Origin of the sequence: Kaistella faecalis, from assembly GCF_019195395.1 — a bacterium.
Taxonomy (GTDB): domain Bacteria; phylum Bacteroidota; class Bacteroidia; order Flavobacteriales; family Weeksellaceae; genus Kaistella; species Kaistella faecalis.
Window position 1 is genome coordinate 1,255,656 of the sequence record NZ_CP078067.1, and the last position, 19,911, is coordinate 1,275,566.

Below are 19,911 nucleotides of genomic sequence, written 5' to 3' on the forward strand. Positions count from 1 at the left end.
ATGCAAAAAATTATTGTTATTTTTGCACCTCATACTCAATACGATGCTGCAAAGAATACAGACTGTTTGGATTTTTCTGGCGATTTTAGGTGCGATTTTTCTGTTCGTCACCGGGCAGGATTTTTCCGTTTTCGGACCCGTTCCATTTATTTCTGTAGTCTGTGTAGGTTTAGTGCTTGTAGGATTCATCAGCATTTTGAGTTATAAAGACCGGAAAAGACAGATTCTGCTGAATAATATCAGCATTTTTATAAACGCTTTGTTGCTCGGTTTATTGGCGTATTGGCTACTCAGTTTATCTGGAGGAATTAATTTTCCTGAGAAAGGTATTGAGCCGATTTTCCCGTTGCTTTCGATAATCTGTTTGTTAATTGCAAACACTTATATCAGAAAAGACGAGAGGCTCGTGAAATCTGTAGACAGACTCCGCTAAACTCACAACGATTTTTTTTGAGTTAAACAGCTCCGGTTTTGGGGCTGTTTTTTTTATTGGCCACTTAAATATTTATCTTTATCAAAAATTACCAATGAAGAATCACTATTTGCTTTTTGCGCTCGTTTTTTCAACAGTCCTCTATTCACAGGAAGTTTCTAAAGACCGCATCTTTACAGTGCTCTCTGCTCTGGCTTCGGATGATATGAAAGGCCGCGAGATCGGAACTCCACAAAACGACTCCGCCGCAGCATATATTGCGCAACGCTTCAAGGAAAATAATCTCGGATATTGCGCCGGAGACTCTTATCTAATTCCTTTTGAATACAAAGGAAAAGTTGCGTATAATGTCTGCGGGATACAAAAAGGTAAATCTGACCAAATTTTAGCGTACTCCGCCCACTTCGATCATATCGGTTCCACCGAAAAAAGTGGCGATAATATATATAACGGAGCCGACGATAATGCCAGTGGCGTAACTTTAATGATCGGACTGTCAGATTACTTTAAAACTACAGACCCTGCTTTTTCAATGATGTACATGGCTTTCAATGGTGAAGAAAAAGGGATGAAAGGATCAAAAGCGATCGCTGAAAACCCTCTTTTAACAGAAAAACACTCCAAAATTTCTGCATTATTTAATTTTGAAATGGTGGCAACGGTTTCGCAATTCGGCCCCAATGCTATCTATATGACCGGTGCTGAATTTTCTGATTTGGACGAATTGCTGAATACCAATGCCGCAACCGGACTTAAAGTTCACCCCGATCCATACATTGGTCAGCAGCTTTTTTACCGTTCGGATAACGTAATTTTTGTTAAAAAGAAAATCATCGCCCATTCGTTTTCAACCGTGGACATGAATGTTGCAAAACATTACCATCAGCTCAATGACGATATTAATGTAGTGAATTTTGATAATCTTACCGGGCTTATAAACAGTTTTGGAAGAACCTTCCAAAAACTCACTCCGAAAAACTTTACACCCAAATACAACGATAAAGTAAGCTTTAAGTAATAGAAGCAACCAATCAAAAAATCCGTAATTTTGCCCACTAAATTTCCCGAATGAAACCATTACAACGCATTCTCTCCTTTGCCAAACCTCATCAGAAATACCTTTTCGGAAGCATGTTTTTCAACATCATGTATTCTGTTCTCAATATATTTTCGGTGGCTACAATGCTTCCCATTCTGGGATTGATGTTCGGAACGGTAGATAAAGTCGACACTACAAAACCACCGGTAAACTCGGGCCGGCTTGTTGATTTTTTTGGATATGCTAAAGACTGGGCTTATTATACGATTCAGAAAAATATCGACACTTACGGAACGGTAAAAGTTCTCGCAATCTTGTGCGCGGTAACCGCTGTTGCATTTTTGCTTCGGAATATCTTCAGATATCTTGGCGCCTATCTGTTGGTAAATTACCGTGTGGGAATTACCAAAGATTTAAGGACGGCGATGTACAACAAATTCCTGAAACTGCCGGTTTCTTTCTATACTGAGAAGCGCAAGGGAGATATGATGAGCCGGATTTCCAACGATATCGGTGGCGTTGAAAGCGGAATTATGGGAAGTCTGGTAGATGTGATTAACTCGCCTTTCATGATTATTTCATCGCTGATTACGCTGTTTATTCTTTCACCTAATCTTACAATGTTTTCCCTGCTTGTATTCCCTCTTATGGGCGGCCTGATTGCCTGGGTCGGAAAAAGCCTGAAAAGACAGGCTACCGCAGCACAGGAAGAACTCGGAAACCTCTTTTCATTGGTTGATGAAACTTTAAAATCTTCGAAAGTCATTAAAATCTTCAATGCAGACAAAATACTGAAGACCAGATTTAATACCACCACAGATAACTGGAAAAAATATGCGATCGGAATGAGCCGCCGCCGTGAACTTGCCTCTCCGATGAGCGAATTTTTAGGTTCCGTCACCATTTTGATCATAACGTGGTTTGCAGGCGTTCAGATTTTAAATGAGCAGACGATGGAACCGGAAACATTTCTAGTTTTTATCGGGATGTTTTTCCAGATTCTGGATCCTGCGAAGAAATTATCCAGTGCGATTTCAAATATTCAGGGCGGAATGGCGAGTTTGGACCGGGTTTCAGAAGTTTTAGATTATGATCTGAAAGTCGAAGAAATCGAAAATCCAGTTGCTATTTCTACTTTAAAAGATAAAATTGAATTTAAAAATATTGGTTTTTATTACGATAAAGACAATGTAATTCTCAAAAATTTCAACCTTACAATTCCTAAAGGCAAAACGGTGGCGCTTGTAGGTCAGTCAGGTTCAGGGAAAACGACCATTGCAAATTTACTTGCCCGTTTTTATGATATTTCTGAAGGAGAGATCCTAGTTGACGGCGTAAACATCAAAGACTTAAAACTGGACGATTACCGAAATCTTCTCGGAATGGTAACCCAGGAATCCGTACTTTTCAATGATTCAGTTTTCAACAACATCCTCATGGGAAAGCCCAACGCAACCGAAGAGGAAGTGAAGGCTGCCGCGAAAATTGCCAATGCGCATGAGTTTATTGAAGGTCTTCCGGAAAAATATTACACCAATATTGGCGACGACGGAAACAAACTTTCCGGCGGCCAAAAACAAAGGGTTTCTATTGCCAGAGCCGTTCTGAAAAATCCGCCAATCATGATTCTGGATGAAGCGACTTCCGCCCTGGATACTGAATCTGAAAGATTCGTGCAGGACGCGTTGGAAAAAATGATGCAGAACAGAACGTCTCTCGTTATCGCTCACAGACTCTCCACCATCCAAAAGGCCGACTGGATCGTTGTGATGGAACGCGGAAGCATTGTAGAGCAAGGGACGCACAATGAACTGATGAACAATAACAATGTATACAGAAGACTCGTGGAACTGCAGAATTTTGGGTAAAATTTAACTATGAAAAAACTTTTGTTAATACTTAGTGTCCTGATTTTTGGGCTTACTTTTTCGCAGGAAAATCAGAAAGATTCCAGCGCGATGTCCGGACGAGCGCCGGAATTTCAAGAGGGTGGTGTTCAAAATTTTCGTCAGTTAATTGCTAAGAACTTTCGTGCAAAAAAAGTGAAAGGAAAAGGAAAAGAATCGTGTGTACTAAAATTTGTAGTTGAGACAGATGGATCTATCACAAATGTTACTGCAATTGGGGACAATGAAAGTTTCAACAAAGAAGCAATCCGCGCAATTTCTCTCATAAAAACAAAATGGTCTCCAGCCAAAATAAATGGTGTCCCAGTTCGGTACCGGTTTAGAGTCCCACTGAATTTTGTTTTCGAGTAATTGTTTTTAATAGTTGACCTAATTAAAAGCAGCTGGATCAGAGTATGCAATTCCCAGTTCAGTTCAATATCAAATTAAATTCATCACTTCCCAATCATCTTCTTAATCGAATTCAGCTTCATTAAAGCTTCTATCGGCGTCAAAGTATTGATGTCGATTTTTGTGAGTTCTTCACGGATATTTTCCAGAACCGGATCGTCTAACTGAAAAAATGACAACTGCATATTTTCATCCGTAATCGCTTTGGCAGAATCTTTAGATCCGCTTTGCGAACGGCTTTTTTCCAGTGTTTTTAAAACTTCATTGGCGCGGTTCACCACTTTTGAAGGCATTCCTGCAAGTTTCGCCACATGAATCCCGAAACTGTGTTCGCTACCGCCAGGAAGAAGTTTTCTCATGAAAATAATATTTCCTTTATTCTCCTGAATGGAAACGTGGAAATTCTTGATTCTCTCGAAATTTACCGTCATTTCGTTCAGTTCATGATAATGCGTTGCGAACAGGGTTTTAGCCTGAGTTGGGTGTTGATGCAAGTATTCCGCAATCGCCCACGCAATCGAAACTCCGTCGTAAGTAGAAGTTCCGCGCCCGATTTCGTCCAGAAGAATTAAACTTCTGTCGGAAATATTATTGAGAATATTCGCTGCTTCATTCATTTCCACCATAAAAGTAGATTCGCCGGCAGAAATATTATCCGTAGCGCCGACTCTCGTGAAAATCTTATCCAAAACTCCTATTTCCGCATGTTTTGCAGGAACAAAACTTCCGATCTGTGCCATTAAACAGATAATCGCAGTTTGTCTTAAAATCGCCGATTTACCCGCCATATTCGGTCCGGTCACCATAATGATCTGCTGTGAATCTTTATCCAGAAACAGATCGTTCGCAATATACTTTTCGCCGAGCGGTAGCGCGTTTTCAATAATTGGGTGGCGTGCTTCTTTTAAATTGATTTCAAAAGAATCATTTAGAATCGGTCTCGTATAACTTTCCGAGACAGCAAGTTCTGATAAACCAACGCCGCAGTCGAGTTCAGCAATTATTTTTGAATTTCCCTGAATCGCATCAATATAAACCATGACATTATCGCAGACTTTGCGGTAAAGTTCGTGCTCTATTTTCGAGATTTTTTCTTCTGCACCAAGGATCTGTTCTTCGTATTCCTTCAGCTCTTCAGTAATATATCTTTCGGCATTTACCAAAGTCTGTTTTCTGATCCAGTCGCCCGGAACTTTGTCTTTATGCGTGTTACGGACTTCAATAAAGTATCCGAAAACACCGTTGAAACTTATTTTTAAACTTGAAATTCCGGTTCTTTCAATCTCGCGTTCGCACATCTCTTCCAGGAAGTTTTTCCCTTTGCTTTGCAAACCGCGGAGATGATCCAGATCTTCCGAAATTCCGCTTTTAATCACATTTCCTTTCGAAATATTTACAGGAAGTTCTTCATTCAGGTAATTCTGTAGATACTGAATGAGTTCTTCAAGATTATTCAACGGTTCTATCCAGGCCAAAACTTCCGCAAAAGGATGAAGCAAATTTTTAATCTGATGAATATTCGCTAAACTCTGGCGGAGATAACCCAATTCTTTCGGACAGATTTTCTCTGAAGCCAGTTTTCCCATCAGACGGTCAAGATCTGAGATGGATTTCAGTAACTGCTGAATTTCATATTTTAACTGATCTTCTTTGTTGAAGAATTCAATTAAATTTAATCTTCGGTTAATTTCATCAACTGATTTTAAAGGCAGAATCAGTCTTCTTCTGAGCAGTCTTCCGCCCATTGGTGTTGACGTTTTATCAATGATATCGAGCAGCGATTTCCCCTGCAAATTGCTTGGATAAGCGATTTCGAGATTCCTAAGCGTAAAATTATCCATCATCAGATAATCTTCCTGCGGAATTAACTGAATTTTAGTAATATGCTGCAGCAGTGCGTGATGCGTATCCTCGACCAAATAAGCGAAAATCGCGCCGGCAGAAATGATGCCCAGCTGATGTTCTTCAATTCCAAATCCCTTTAAAGAAGCCGTTTTGAAGTGGTTTGTGAGTTTTTCGTAAGCATAATTGTACTGAAAGGCCCAGTCTTCCAGCTTGAAAGAGTTTTTATTTTTAAGCTGTGCAGGAAGTTCTGTTGAACGCTGATAAATAATTTCCGACGGATCGAAAGTGTGAACGATATGCAGAAGTTTATCAAGATTTCCCTCCGAAACCAGGAACTCTCCGGTAGAAACATCGACCAAAGCCATCCCGAATTTTTCTTTTTGCTTGTGAACTGAAAGCAGGAAATTATTTTTCTTGGATGTTAAAACCTGCTCATTAAAAGTAACGCCGGGAGTTACAAGCTCTGTTACACCTCGTTTTACAATTCCTTTCGCAACGGTTTTCGGATCTTCCAACTGGTCGCAGATTGCAACACGAAGGCCGGCCCGTACCAGTTTTGGCAGATACGAATCCACTGAATGGTGCGGAAAACCTGCCAGCTCGATGTGACCTTCACCGTTGGCTCTTTTAGTCAGTACGATGCCCAAAATCTGGGAGGTGCGGATAGCGTCCTGGCCAAAAGTCTCATAAAAATCCCCAACCCGAAAAAGCAAAAGCGCATCAGGATATTTCGCCTTGATGGTGTTGTACTGCGTCATTAAAGGAGTTTCTTTCTTTGCCACGGGAATTTTTTACGAATCGGAAATTAACGATAAGAGGTTTAAAAAACTTAATTTTGCCAAAAATACGAAAATGTCATCCACCAAGAAACTGAAACTCGAAGAATTAGGGCGAATCGATGTAGAAACCTTCAAACAAACTGAAAAAATTCCTTTGGTGGTGGTTTTGGATAATGTGAGAAGCATGCATAATGTGGGCGCGGTTTTCAGAACGGCGGACGCTTTTATTGTGGAGAAAATTATTCTGTGCGGAATCACGCCGCAACCGCCTCACCGCGAAATTCATAAAGCTGCGCTTGGCGCGACAGAAAGTGTGGACTGGATTTATGAGAAAAGCATTTCGGCAGCACTGGAGAATCTTAAACAAGAAAACTATCAGATTGTCGGTATTGAGCAGACTTCCAATTCAGAAATCATAACTGACTATGAAATTAACAAAGACCAGAAATACGCTTTAGTTCTCGGTAACGAGGTTGACGGCTTAAGTGATGAAGCGCTGTATCTTTACGACACTTTCCTTGAAATTCCCCAATTGGGAACAAAACACTCGCTGAATGTTTCGGTTTGCGGAGGAATTGTGATGTGGGAATTCTTTAAAAATCTGAAATAGCTATTCCAGATTTTTAATCTTCAGCAGGTTCCATTTTCCGTTATAATGTTTGAAAAGACAGATTTTATCTACCAAGAATGAATCTTCAAAGGTTTTTGACTGATATTCTTCCCAGGCTTTCTGAAAGTTTTCAAAAGTTAGATCACGGTAAGCGACGGTTAAATGAGGATTAAGTTTTGCGTAAGAATGAAAATTCATTTTTGGCTGAATCTCATCAAATAATTTCTGAAGTTCTTCCTTATTTTCAGGTTTGATAAAAATAACAGGATTGTTTTTGTTGGGAAAACACCCGAAATCTTTAAGATTAACATTGAAAGGAGTTGTTTTCAAATTCATTTCAGAAAAATTTCCCACCAGAACATCTTCTTTGCTTTCCTCAAAAGAGAAAGGTTTAATTAAGGTTATGTGAGGAAAATTTTTGAACGATTTTACAGAATCAAACCTATTAGCAAAATCTCTGCTTAAATTTCTGGCTTTTTGGCGGAGCTCTTGGGGCGGAACAGCCGCTGCGAAATACAAACTCATAATCGTAATCTTCGGTTAAACAATTAACTATCTAAAATTACAACGAAAAACCGCCTGAAAAATTTCAGACGGTTTCAATATTTTCTTAATTTAAATCACTATTTAGTTATCTCCAACCGCCGCCAAGCGCCTGATAAAGCTCTACCCCGGCTTTCATTTTGGCATATTCTGCATTGGAAATATTAAGTTCAGCATTCAGGGAATTTACTGAAGCATTTAACACTTCCAGATAATTCGCCATCCCGTAATTCACCAGTTCCTGAGAAAATTCCACTGATTTTTGGTAAGCGGTAAGTTCTTTTCTTTTCAAATCGATAAAACTGTCCTGGGATTCATAAACTTTCAAAGCATCAGAAACTTCTCTTCCTGCTGTAAGAAGGGTTTTACGGAAATTAAGATACGCTCTTTCTCTGTTGGCTAAACTTACTTCGTAATTGGTTCGGATCTGTCTTTTATTTAGAACCGGTTGCACCAAACCTGCTACCACATTGGCAAAAAGTGAATTCACGCTGAACAGGTGATCAATATCCAGACTCTGTATCCCACCGCCGCCGTTAATCCTTAAGCTTGGATAGAACTGTGCTTTCGCAGCGTTGGTGAGTTCAAAAGCGGACATTAATCCGTATTCAGCAGCCATCACATCAGCTCTGTTGGAAAGCAGATTTGCAGAAAACCCTAGTTTATAATCAGCCGGCATCTGTTGCTGGCTAAGTGTTGCCCGCTCGATTTGTTGCGAAGGAACACCCATTAAAAGGCTCATTGCATTTTCCAGGAGCGCTATCTGAACATCGGTATTAATCAGCAGTGATTCTGCATTGAAAACTAATGCTTCACTCTGCTGAACAGCAACTTCGGTCAATGTTCCGGCATCCTTTAAGGCTTTTGTTGTTTCAAGATTTTTCCTGCGAAGAGCGATGGTTTCACTGATGATTCTCTTCTGCTCATCAAAAGTTAAAAGCTGATAATAGCCGGACGCAATGGCTGCTACTAAATCAGTTTTTACCGCTTTGTGCGCGGCAACCGTTCCTAAATACTGTGCTAGCTGAGCTTTTTCCTCAGAATTCATTTTTCCCCAGATATCTGCTTCCCAGGAAATATCACCGCTTAGGTCAAAAAGGTTGTTATACCTTCTGTTACCCGAAAGCTGACCAAGCTGAGTATTCAAAGACTGAGTCTGAAAAGTATAAGACGGACCAACAGAAAGTGTTGGCTGATAAGCAGCTTTACTCTGTTTTAAATAAGATTCCGCTGAAGCGATATTCTGCAGCGCAATTCTTATATCCAGATTATTTTCAAGTCCTTTCGTAACATGTTTCTGGAGCACAGGATCAGTAAAAATCTCACGCCAGGATACAGTAGCAATACTTGCAGAATCCTTCGGAAGAAGATCTGTCCTGAAAAGATTTTCATTCACTTCATTGGGCCTTTCATACGTTTGCCGCGCCGTACAGGAGGAAAGCACTGCTAACGTAAGGAGCGACAGTAATAAAGTTTTTATATTGAAATGTTTTCTCATTTTTAAAATTTTAATCAGTGTGGGAAATTATTCTGCCAGATTAATTTTTTTCGATTTAACCGGAGTGATCTTTTCCTGTAACCACTGGAAAATCACATACAGAACAGGAATCGCTACCAGCCCGAAAAACGTTCCGATAAGAAGACCTGCTGCTGCTCCGGTTCCGATAGATCGGTTTCCTACAGAGCCAATACCCGAGGCAAAAACCAATGGAAGCATCCCGAAAATAAACGCGAAGGAAGTCATTAGAATCGGTCTTAATCTCGCCTTAGCGGCGTTAATGGCAGACATGGCTAAAGTTTCACCGTGATTTCTCCGCTGTATGGCAAATTCTACAATAAGAATGGCGTTCTTGGCTAAAAGTCCGACAAGCATAATTAAAGCAATCTGGAAATAGATATTATTTTCCAGACCTGCAATTCTCTGCCCGAAATAAGCACCTGCAACTCCCAAAGGAAGGGAAATAATAACTGCTAAAGGAAGCAGGAAACTTTCATACTGTGCCGCGAGGATGAAATAGACAAATACCAAACTCAGTAAGAAGATAATCGCTGTCTGTGAACCTGAACTCAATTCCTCTTTCGAAAGACCGGTAAATTCAACCACATAATCTGCCGGAAGTTTTTCCGCGGCAACTTCCTGTACTGCACGAATTGCATCACCGGTTGAAAATCCAGGATTGTTCGATCCTGAAATCGAAATCGATGTAAACAGGTTATATCTTTCCACAGATTTTGGCCCGAAGGTCTTCTCCATCGTTACAAACTGCGAGATGGGTGCCATTTGGCCTGAAGCAGTCTTTACAAAAATACTGCTGAGATCCGATGGCTCGTTTCGGGAATCAGGAAATGCCTGAACCATTACCCGGAACTGCTTTCCATATTTGGTGAAATCGGCAGCATAAACGCCTCCAACATATCCCTGCATCGCACTTAATATATCTGAAACCGAAACTCCGGTTTCTTTTGCACGTGGAACATCAATAACCATTTCGTACTGCGGATAATTCGTGTTGAAAGAAGTTTGCGCGAACTGAACTTCCGGTCTTTCCATCAAAGCTCCCAGATATTCTTTTGCAACGCCATCAAGCTGCCTTAAACTGCCGCCTGATTTATCGAGCAATACTGCGGAAAAACCATCACTGGAACCAAATCCCGGAATACTTGGCGGAGAGAAAAATACAATTTTCGCGTCAGGATATTTGCCTGCGAGTCCGAAAAGCTTTTTGGTAATCGCTTCAACCGACTGATCATCATCTTTTGCTCGCTCACCAAACGGTTTCAGTCGCACAAAAGCCTGCCCAGCGTTAGAACCGCTTCCTGACATAAATCCTCGGCTTGCGGTAAAGGTAACGTTGGCAACGCCTGGTATTTTCCGGGCTTCTTCCTGCAAATCTTTTAAAACGTTATAAGTCCTTTCCATAGAGGATCCCGGCGGGAGTGCCACATCGGTAAAGATAATTCCACGGTCTTCTTTAGGTACGAAGCCTGAAGGCATTGTGGCATTTGACCACCAGAAAAACAATCCTCCAACAGCAAAAATGATCAGCGTTACCCATTTATGTCTCAAAAGGAAAACGAAAAGTCTTCCGTACCGGTCTGTACCGCTTTTAAATGCTGCGTTGAATTTGTAGAAAAACTTCTGCAGGAAGTTCATAGAAGCATATTCTTTATGATGCGCAGGATTGGGTTTCAAAAACAGGGAACATAAAACCGGACTGAGCGTCAATGCATTAACCGCAGAGATTAAAATGGCAACAATCAGCGTAATCCCAAACTGTTGGTAAAAAACTCCTGTAGGCCCTGTTATGAAGGTTACCGGAATGAATACTGCAGACATTACCAATGTGATTGAGATAATCGCACCGGTAATCTCATCCATCGCACTTACGGTCGCCTTTTTGGGGTCTGTAAATCCGTGTTCCATTTTTGCATGAACCGCCTCGACGACCACAATAGCATCATCGACCACAATTCCAATTGCGAGAACCAATGCGAAAAGCGTTAAAAGGTTTAATGAATACCCAAATAGATTCAGAAAGAAAAAAGTTCCAACGATAGAAACGGGAACCGCAATCGCCGGAATTAAGGTAGAACGGAAATCCTGAAGGAACAAATATACCACCAAAAACACGAGGACAAATGCTTCGAGTAAGGTGGTTACTACTTTTCCGATTGAGGCTTCCAGAAAGTCATTGGTATCAAAATTAATCGTGTAACCCACATCTTTCGGTAAGGTTTTCTCGTTTTCTTCCAGGAATATTTTGATGTCTTTAATAATCTGCTGTGCGTTGGATCCCGGCGTTTGGAAAATCCCCATACTTACGGAACGGCGGCCGTTATTTTCCCCGATCGAGCTGTAAGACTGCGCATCCAGTTTAATCTCAGCAACGTCTTTCAGTTTTAAAAACTGCCCGTTTCCAAGGGATTTAAGGATGATATCTCCGTAATCATTGGCAACATTAAATTTCCCTTTGTACGTGATCACATATTCGAAAGCGCTTCCGCTGTTCTGTCCTAGCTGACCCGCAGCAGCTTCACGCGACTGTTCATTGATTGCTGCAGTAACATCTGAAGGTTCTAAACCGTACGCCGCCATTTTTGCCGGATCGATCCAGACTCTCATCGAGAAATTTTTTCCTCCGAATGCCTGCGCATCACCCACACCGTTTACCCTTTTCAGTTCCGGGATGACATTGATATTTAAATAGTTCTGAAGCCAGACTTCGTCCAAATCTTTATTCGCCGTGTAAAAAGACAGGAACATCAGGGCACTTGTACGCTGTTTCTGTACCGTAACTCCGGAACGCGTAACATCTGCCGGCAAAAGCGGAATCGCACGCTGAACTTTATTCTGAACCTCAACCGCCGCAATATCAGGGTTTACGCCCTGCTTAAAGAAAATCTGAATATTTGCTGAACCGTTATTGCTGGCTGAAGAAGAAATATAATCCATTCCCTCTACCCCGTTTACCTGTTCTTCAATTGGAATTACCACGCTGTTCATCACGGTTTCGGCACTCGCACCGGTATAGTTGGCAGAAATACTTACCGTGGGTGGGGCAATATCTGGGTATTGTGTTACAGGTAGTGCCTGAAGACCCAAAACCCCGAGAATTACAATAAGGATGGAGACGACACTCGCAAGAACCGGTCTGTTTATGAAATGTTTTACCATTAGAAAATCGGTTTTATAGCGTTAACAATCTCGTCGAAATTTGCGGGTTTTGATTTTACCGCAGTCCCGGGTTTTAAAGCACCGACTCCCTGAGCGACAATTTTTTCTCCTTTTTTAATCCCGTCTTTTACTACGACCAGATTATTCACCCGGTCCGTAACACCAATCAAGACATTTCTGGCGGTATCTTTTTCAACTTTAAAGACGTAAACCAGTCCCTGTTGCTCGAAAGTTGCACTTTCCGGAACTATTAATGCCTTGTCATATAATTTCGGAACCTTAACCGTTCCGCTGTTTCCGTTGCTCAGGAGTTTGGCTGCATTCGGGAAAGAAACCCGGAACTGGATTGTTCCTGTCTGCGGATCGATTTGTCCTGTAACTGCTTCTATTTTTCCTTTTTCGCCATACATGCTTCCGTTGGCGAGTTCAAGTTCTACCATGGGCATATTTCTTAACTTTTCGGGAACTGTTGCGCCGTAGGCATTCTCCAGAAAATCCAGATATTCTCTTTCGTTCATAGAAAAGTAAGCGAAAATACCGCTGGTATCTGATACCGTCGTTAATGGAGTGGGATCGCCTGGACCGACTAGACTTCCGACTCTGAAAGGAAGTTTACCCAAAATTCCTGAAATAGGAGCACGGATTACTGAGTAATCGATATTAGCCTGAACTCCTTTATAATTTGCGGAAGCCTGAGATACGCCCGCGACAGCCTGCTGTTGGGCAGCTTTCGCCTGTGCAAGTTGAGCCTGCGCGCGCGATAAGTTTGCTTTCGCGGTTTCCAACTGTACTGGGCTGATGATATTTTTCTGAACCAGTGGAATAAGTTTGTTCACCTCAACCTGAGACGCGTTCACCGCTGCCTGCGCAGCACTTACATTTGCCTTGGCTGCAGAAACTCCAGACTGTGCTGCACCAATTCCGGCGCGCGCGGCATCTGCTGATTCGTTAAGCGTATTGGTTTCCAGCCTGAAAAGCGGCTGACCTTTGGTCACATACTGACCTTCATCAACCAAAACCTGAGTAATGTATCCCTGGATTTTTGCACGAACATCATTATTTACACGGCCCTGAATAGATGCCGGAAATGACTGATATCCGGTTACATTTCTTTCCTGCACTTCAACTACAGGAACTTCTTTGGGTCCTTCCTGCTTTTTTTCTTCTTTCTTTTTACATGAAAGCACTGACAGTAAAGACAGGGAAATAATGATTAATTTATTTTTCATACTTAAATTTTATGGAGAGTTTCTTCGATATTTTTAATATTTCTGTTTAAAAGCGTTCTGTAAATTTCAAATCTTTGAATCTGTTCTTCGTCATTGCTTTTACAGAATTCATGAAGTTGATCAAGAATTGATATTTCCTGCTTCATTTTGGTGATAATTTCCTCGAACCGAATGGTCATATAGTTTTCATTAATTCTGAAGAAACGCTTTCTTTCTTTAATGGTATTAAAATCAATAATTAATTTAGCGTTCAGCAACAGATTAAGATTAGCCGAAACAGAACTTTTGCTTGCGGCAAAAACCTGAACAAATTCATCAAAGCAAATTCCCTTCTTCTCGAAATCGAAAATCAGGTAGGAGTAGATTTTTGCAGCTAATGGCGGGATATGTAGGGTTTCTCCATAAAACTTCACCATTTCACGAAAAATTTGTTTATCCAAGTCTAACGATGGTTCCATATTCATACTGTGAGCACAAATATAATTTATTAGTTCGGAACGAAACGAACCTACGCTTTCTTTTAACAAATATTTATCACAAATTAACAGCATAAAAGCCGAAAAATGCTAATTTCGCATGATGGATTTACGAGATCAACTGAAAAACCTTTTCCCTGAACACGAAGAACAGGATTTTAAAATGCCTGACGATGAAACTGTAAAATTTCAGCAGAAAGAACCTTTGGTCTGCAAGTTTGAAAAAAAAGGCAGGAATGGAAAACCTGTTACTTTAATTGAAGGATTTGAAGGAAGCGAAGATGAATTAAAAAACATTTCAAAGAAAATAAAAACCACTTTGGGAATCGGTGGCTCTGCAAAAGATGGAGTCATTGTAATCCAAGGAGATAACCGCGACAAGATCATGAAAATCCTTCAGGAAATGAGCTATAAAACTAAGCGCGTTGGTGGATAGTTTCCCGCATTATTTTATCAGAACAAAAATTCTCCGTACCTTTAAATTCCTTTTTTACAAAGGGATTTTTTAATTTAAAACAATAATATATGCTTAATAAATTAGCGGCCTCAGAACTGGTTCTTAATCCAGACGGAAGTGTTTATCATCTGAACCTTTTACCTGAAGATCTTGCAGAAAAAATTATCCTTGTTGGCGATCCGGATCGCGTTCCGAAAGTTTCGAAGTATTTCGATAAGGTAGAAATCAAAAAAAATAAAAGAGAATTCTACACCCATACCGGAACTTTACGCGGCGAGAGAATTACCGTAATGTCAACAGGAATCGGTACCGAAAACATCGATATCGTGATGAATGAACTTGATGCGTTGGTAAATATAGATCTCAAGGAAAAAGAATTCAAAAGCGAACACAAAGCACTTCAGCTTTTCCGTTTAGGAACCTGCGGAAGCGTAAATCCTGATGTAGAAGTTGACAATATGCTCGTAACGCAGAACGTTGTTGGACTCGACGGATTACTGCATTTCTATCAGGATTATCAATTCGAAAACGAATTTTCAAGAAACTTTCTGGAGAAATTTCCTTACGAGAAAATAAAACCAATGTTATATTTCGCTGACTGGGCGGAAGATATTGCTGATTACTACAAAGACGCCAAATACCACGGAAACACCGCAACTTTCCCGGGCTTTTACGCACCACAAGGAAGACAGCTTCGTCTGAAAGCCCTCGACGATCAGTTTCTTGAAACTTTAAATGATTTGGGTGTAACCAATTTCGAGATGGAAACTTCAGCAATTTATGGCTTGGCGAAATTGTTGGGCCATAAAGCATTAACGGTAAACGCGGTAATCGCCAACAGAAGACGCGGCGAATTTTCTGCAGATCATCAGGCTTCCGAAAAGAATATGATCGAGTGGGTTCTGGAGAGAATTATTAAATAAAAACATGTTAAAATCCGGCTGTTAAACGGCCGGATTTTTTATTGGTTTCGAACCCAACAATTAGCCAAATGGTCATTCACCATTCCCGTAGCCTGCATGTGCGCGTAAACAACAGTAGAGCCAAGAAACTTGAAGCCCCTTTTCTTTAAATCTTTTGCCAATGCATCTGAAATTTCTGTCGTCGCCGGAACTTGTTTTAATTCTGTAAACTGATTATTAATCGGTTTTCCGCCGACAAAACTCCAGATATACTTGGAGAAAGTTCCGAACTCTTCCTGAACATCCATAAACCTTTTCGCGTTACTAACTGTTGCCAAAATTTTCAGGCGGTTCCGGATGATTCCAGCATCCTGCATCAATTCTTCTGCCTTTTCATCGGAATACGCTGCAATTTTATTGTAATCGAAGTCATCAAAAGCCTCTTTAAAGTTTTCACGCTTTTTAAGGATGGTATACCATGAAAGTCCGGCCTGAAAACTTTCGAGCACCAGAAATTCAAAAATGGTTTCGTCATCATACACGGGTTTTCCCCATTCATGATCATGGTAAGCTCTGTACAGATCATCTTTTTCGCACCAACCGCAGCGTATCTTATCCATTTTGATATATTTTTAGCTATATTGTAATAAATTTAATAGAATTTTTTAATAAAACTTTATAAAACTTTAACATACGTTAATTAAAATAGGAATAATTGTTGGTTGTTAACATAATATCAAAATTAAATTTTACCAAAACACTAATTTAAATTTATTATTATGGACAGACAAGATTATAACAATGCAGAAAATGCCGTTAATAACGCAAAATGGACTGTAAACGATTATGCTGACAGAGCTAAAGATTACATCCGCGAGCAGCGCGACAGAAATGAAACCCCAACTGCTGAAGGTTGGATGGAGCGAGCAAAGGATAATATTTCTGATGCATGGGAAGACACCAAAGATGCTGTTTCCGATGCTTGGGAGCAAACTAAAGACTGGACAGAAGATGCCGTAGATAATGTAAAAGATGCTGGCGAAGACGTGAAAGCCGAATGGAATAAGAGCACCAACTAATCATAATTTCATATAGTTAAGGAAGAGGACCAAGAAATTGGTTCTCTTTTTCTATGCTTTAAGCAATAAATATTCTAAATTTGTTGCAATTAAATAGAACTATTATGTCATACGGATTACTTAAAGGTAAAAAAGGAATTATTTTCGGAGCACTGAATGACCAGTCAATTGCCTGGAAAGTTGCAGAAAGATGCCACGAAGAAGGCGCAGAATTCATTTTATCTAACGCCCCAATCGCAATGAGAATGGGCGAAATTGATGAACTGGCAAAAAAAACAGGTTCTGATGTTGTTCCTGCCGACGCAACTTCTGTAGAGGATCTCGAAAAACTGTTTGCCCATGCGCAGGAAAAGTATGGAAAAATCGATTTTATCCTTCACTCCATCGGGATGTCAGTAAACATTAGAAAAGGAAAAGCCTATACGGATCTTAATTATGATTTCCTTGAAAAAGGCTGGGATGTTTCCTCCGTTTCCTTCCATAAAGTAATGAAAGCTGCGTGGGACAAAGATATTATGAACGAATGGGGGTCAATCCTTGCTTTAACTTATATCGCTGCACAAAGAACTTTCCCGAACTATGGCGATATGGCCGACAACAAATCCTATCTTGAAAGTATTGCAAGAAGTTTCGGTTATTACTGGGGCGACAGAAAAGTGCGCGTAAATACGATCTCACAATCTCCTGTAATGACTAAAGCCGGAGCAGGTGTAAAAGGAATCAGCGGATTCTTCAACTTTGCCGACAGTATGTCGCCGCTTGGAAATGCTGATGCAATGGATTGTGCGAATTATTGCGTAAGTCTTTTCTCTGATCTTACCAGAAAAGTAACGATGCAGAATCTCTTCCACGACGGAGGTTTCAGCAACACCGGAGTTTCACAGAAAATTGTAGATAAATTTGAGGATTTCGAAGGATAATCTCAAGTCAACATAAAAAAAATCCGCCCTTTTACAGAGCGGATTTTTTTATCTTGAAATTTTCGGAATTACTGGTAAACTTTCGTTTCCGGAATCTGTTACACTTTGTACAGCGAAGAGGAAATTATCTTTGGAAGAGGGAATTGTTATTGAATTTTCTGTGGTGAAAATTTTCTCGGTCCATACCGAACTGTCCGTTTCCCTGATCAATATATGATAACCTTTGATATTCCCGGAAGTTGGTTTCTCCCAACTCAGTTTTGTGGAATTTGAAAGTTCCTTTACATCCATTTTTACACTTTCAGGTTTCGATGCTGATTTTGCCAGATTAGCCAAAACCGCAACATTTACTGCGGTATTTGTTTTCAGATAATCAAAGTCCATGAATTCAATTAAATCACCGAACTTTTTATTGTTTTCGGTCCTTACATCCTGGTGCTGATGATCATAATTCTCAAAATAATCTGTTAACCGTACAGCCGTGAAACCGTGATTAACAAACGGTGTGTGATCTCCGCCACGTAAAAACCTGTCGTTTCGGTAAATAAGTTTAATATCGATATTCTTTACGTACTTTTCTCCGGTTTCTTTCACATAACGTGCAAGTTGGCGCGCAGACCCATCGTTTTCGAGACCCAGATTACGTATCGCTGCTGCCGTTTTTTCGGTGTCAAAAGCAGATAAGCCTTCGCTGAAAACGCGTAGTTTGGGTTTCCCGGCAGTTTTCCCTGCATCGAAACTGTTATTCCCGATCATATCGTTGTTTAAAACCGCTTCCAGTTCCCAATTTTCGGCCTTTGCCTTGTCAGCTAACATTTTTGCACCTAAAAGCCCTTGTTCTTCACCGCTCACTGCAACAAAGAGAATTGACACAGGAAATTGCGATTTGCTTAAAACTCGTGCGCTTTCGATTACCGCTGCTACTCCGCTTCCGTCATCGTTTGCTCCAGGCGCGAAACTTTCTGCATCCATCACATCCGAAACACGGGAATCCAGATGCCCGGAAATAATGATAACTCTCTTATCATTAGGATCTGTACCTTTTAAAAACGCAATTGCATTTCCCAGATTCGTTTCTTTATTAATTCTTTTGCCGTCGGGTTTTAGATCCTGATGCTGGAGGTACACTTCCATTCGCCCGTTTGAATTCTTTGCATAATTCCGGAATTTAGAAAGCACCCAGTTTCTGGCAGCTCCAATTCCCCGCTTTGGATCTGTGGTTGAACTCATCGTATGTCTGGTCCCGAAACTCACAAGCTTTTCAATATTAGCTTTCAGCGAATCTTTGCTGACCTGGCCAACATATCGGGATATTTCCGGGTCGGTGTTGACTTTCTGTGCACTTATTGAAAGTGAAAGAAACATGACTACAACACAAATCGTCTTTCTCATTTTAAATTTTTAATTTCGTTAATAAACTCGGTTACAATTTCGTCGGTTGTTGCCCATGAGGTAATTATCCGAACCGCCGAAATTTCGTCATTAATTTTCTTCCAAACGTAAAAATCAAATCTCTCTGAAAGCTCGTCGATCTGGTTTTTACTCAGAATTGGGAAAATCTGATTGGTAAAGGTCTCGGAAAGAAAAGCACAACCTTTTTCCAGGAAAGCCTTTTTTATCTTCATTGCCTGCTGATTTGCATATTTGGCAAGCTCAAAATACAGATTGTCCGTAAGCAGTTCCTGAAACTGAATTCCCAGAAGACGGCCTTTTGCAAGCATTGCTCCTTTCTGTTTCAGATGAAAGCCAAATTCATCCTGAAGATTTGGATTTGTTATTACGATCGCCTCACCAATCAGTGCGCCGTTTTTGGTACCTCCTAAATAAAACACGTCGGTATATTTTGCAATATCCGCAAAACTTGTATCATTGGTTTCAGCCGTAAGAGCATGGCCAAGCCGCGCACCATCCATAAAAAGAATCAGGTTTTTATCCTGACAGAATGAATAGAGATCCCGCAGCTCCCGCATGGAATAAATAGTGCCTACTTCTGTAGAATTAGAGATATACACCATTTTCTGCTTGATCTGGTGCGGAACATTTTGGTGAATATCCAAAACACTCTGAATATCTTCCGGCCGTAACTTCCCGTCAGAAGTCAAGACTCCATGTACTTTGTGACCGGTTGCCTCAATTGCTCCGGCTTCATTAGTAAAAATATGGCCGGTATGCGCTGCCACAACACTTTCATGCGGTCTTAGTAACGCTGAAATTACAATCAGGTTGGCTTGGGTTCCACCCGAAACGAAGTGGACGGATGCGTTTGTTGAATCACATTGGGTTTTGATCAGCTCCGCCGCATTTAACGAAAATTCGTCTAGGCCATAACCATTTTGCTGGCTGAGATTATTTTTGATAATTGCTTCTAGAATTCGGGGATGCGCCCCTTCAGCGTAATCGTTTTTAAAGGAATGTCTCATTCTTATATATAGAATCTTTTGTAAATGACCTCCGCATAAACCACGGATATTGAATTATAAAAGTATATAAAATGGGTGATTTCACCAATAAAAAACGGTAAAATCACCCGTTTAAAAAAAGATTAAATTTTCCACCTTTGTGAGAGCAAAATAAGAAGTAATAAAACTAATAACCATTTTACCTTCTTTAAACGTATTTCCGGAACT

The 19,911-nt window shown here is 40.5% G+C and carries 18 protein-coding genes; 9 read left to right on the forward strand and 9 right to left on the reverse strand.

The features are described 5' to 3' along the window. The first annotated feature begins 43 nt into the window (after positions 1-43). The 4 genes from KTV93_RS06000 to KTV93_RS06015 all read left to right on the forward strand — a co-directional run bounded on the left by KTV93_RS06000 (position 44) and on the right by KTV93_RS06015 (position 3,730). Positions 44-433: a DUF4293 family protein gene (locus KTV93_RS06000; protein WP_218250395.1), complete on the forward strand. Its 390-nt coding sequence runs from the start codon at positions 44-46 to the stop codon at positions 431-433. 94 nt (positions 434-527) lie between these two features. Next, a complete protein-coding gene (locus tag KTV93_RS06005) occupies positions 528-1,451 on the forward strand; it encodes a M28 family peptidase (RefSeq protein WP_218250396.1) in 924 nt (307 codons plus the stop codon). Between the two features lie 50 nt (positions 1,452-1,501). After that, entirely contained in the window at positions 1,502-3,340 is a 1,839-nt protein-coding gene (locus KTV93_RS06010) for an ABC transporter ATP-binding protein (protein WP_218250397.1), read from the forward strand. Positions 3,341-3,349: 9 nt separating this feature from the next. Then, complete coding sequence (locus tag KTV93_RS06015; RefSeq protein ID WP_218250398.1) at positions 3,350-3,730, forward strand: energy transducer TonB; 381 nt, start codon at positions 3,350-3,352, stop codon at positions 3,728-3,730. An 83-nt stretch (positions 3,731-3,813) separates the two neighbouring features. Here KTV93_RS06015 and mutS read toward each other — a convergent pair whose 3' ends face one another. Further along, the gene (mutS, locus tag KTV93_RS06020) at positions 3,814-6,402 is read right to left on the reverse strand and encodes a DNA mismatch repair protein MutS (protein ID WP_218250501.1); all 2,589 of its coding nucleotides are present in this window, start codon (positions 6,400-6,402) and stop codon (positions 3,814-3,816) included. A 64-nt stretch (positions 6,403-6,466) separates the two neighbouring features. Between mutS and KTV93_RS06025 the strand changes: the two genes are divergently transcribed. Next, positions 6,467-7,003, forward strand: coding sequence for an RNA methyltransferase (locus KTV93_RS06025; RefSeq protein ID WP_218250399.1), 537 nt, complete (start codon positions 6,467-6,469; stop codon positions 7,001-7,003). On the opposite strand, the gene KTV93_RS06030 is transcribed toward KTV93_RS06025, so the two are convergent. The 5 genes from KTV93_RS06030 to KTV93_RS06050 all read right to left on the reverse strand — a co-directional run bounded on the left by KTV93_RS06030 (position 7,004) and on the right by KTV93_RS06050 (position 13,866). Beyond that, positions 7,004-7,528 (reverse strand): 2'-5' RNA ligase family protein, encoded by a 525-nt coding sequence (locus KTV93_RS06030; RefSeq protein ID WP_218250400.1) that lies wholly within the window; start codon positions 7,526-7,528, stop codon positions 7,004-7,006. A 106-nt stretch (positions 7,529-7,634) separates the two neighbouring features. Then, positions 7,635-9,044, reverse strand: a complete 1,410-nt coding sequence (locus KTV93_RS06035; protein WP_218250401.1) for an efflux transporter outer membrane subunit — start codon at positions 9,042-9,044, stop codon at positions 7,635-7,637. A 27-nt stretch (positions 9,045-9,071) separates the two neighbouring features. Continuing rightward, positions 9,072-12,221, reverse strand: a complete 3,150-nt coding sequence (locus KTV93_RS06040) for an efflux RND transporter permease subunit (RefSeq protein WP_218250402.1) — start codon at positions 12,219-12,221, stop codon at positions 9,072-9,074. Then, positions 12,221-13,450, reverse strand: a complete 1,230-nt coding sequence (locus KTV93_RS06045) for an efflux RND transporter periplasmic adaptor subunit (protein WP_218250403.1) — start codon at positions 13,448-13,450, stop codon at positions 12,221-12,223. The genes KTV93_RS06040 and KTV93_RS06045 overlap by 1 nt, the downstream gene beginning before the upstream one ends. Positions 13,451-13,452: 2 nt before the next feature. Further along, positions 13,453-13,866 carry a transcriptional regulator gene (locus KTV93_RS06050; RefSeq protein WP_230259216.1) on the reverse strand — a complete coding sequence of 138 codons (414 nt, stop codon included), beginning with the start codon at positions 13,864-13,866 and terminating at the stop codon, positions 13,453-13,455. 163 nt (positions 13,867-14,029) lie between these two features. Between KTV93_RS06050 and KTV93_RS06055 the strand changes: the two genes are divergently transcribed. Further along, complete coding sequence (locus KTV93_RS06055; RefSeq protein WP_218250502.1) at positions 14,030-14,362, forward strand: translation initiation factor; 333 nt, start codon at positions 14,030-14,032, stop codon at positions 14,360-14,362. 89 nt (positions 14,363-14,451) lie between these two features. Next, positions 14,452-15,306: a nucleoside phosphorylase gene (locus tag KTV93_RS06060; protein ID WP_218250405.1), complete on the forward strand. Its 855-nt coding sequence runs from the start codon at positions 14,452-14,454 to the stop codon at positions 15,304-15,306. 38 nt (positions 15,307-15,344) lie between these two features. Here the strand turns inward: KTV93_RS06060 and KTV93_RS06065 are convergent, their stop codons facing one another. Continuing rightward, complete coding sequence (locus KTV93_RS06065) at positions 15,345-15,905, reverse strand: DNA-3-methyladenine glycosylase I (protein ID WP_218250406.1); 561 nt, start codon at positions 15,903-15,905, stop codon at positions 15,345-15,347. A gap of 159 nt (positions 15,906-16,064) precedes the next feature. On the opposite strand from KTV93_RS06065, the gene KTV93_RS06070 reads away from it, so the two are divergent. After that, positions 16,065-16,364: a hypothetical protein gene (locus tag KTV93_RS06070; RefSeq protein WP_218250407.1), complete on the forward strand. Its 300-nt coding sequence runs from the start codon at positions 16,065-16,067 to the stop codon at positions 16,362-16,364. Between the two features lie 104 nt (positions 16,365-16,468). Further along, complete coding sequence (locus KTV93_RS06075) at positions 16,469-17,284, forward strand: enoyl-ACP reductase FabI (protein WP_218250408.1); 816 nt, start codon at positions 16,469-16,471, stop codon at positions 17,282-17,284. Positions 17,285-17,332: 48 nt separating this feature from the next. On the opposite strand, the gene KTV93_RS06080 is transcribed toward KTV93_RS06075, so the two are convergent. Continuing rightward, the gene (locus tag KTV93_RS06080) at positions 17,333-18,676 is read right to left on the reverse strand and encodes a M20/M25/M40 family metallo-hydrolase (protein ID WP_218250409.1); all 1,344 of its coding nucleotides are present in this window, start codon (positions 18,674-18,676) and stop codon (positions 17,333-17,335) included. Then, entirely contained in the window at positions 18,673-19,704 is a 1,032-nt protein-coding gene (locus tag KTV93_RS06085) for a threonine aldolase family protein (protein ID WP_218250410.1), read from the reverse strand. The genes KTV93_RS06080 and KTV93_RS06085 overlap by 4 nt, the downstream gene beginning before the upstream one ends. Positions 19,705-19,911: the final 207 nt, after the last annotated feature.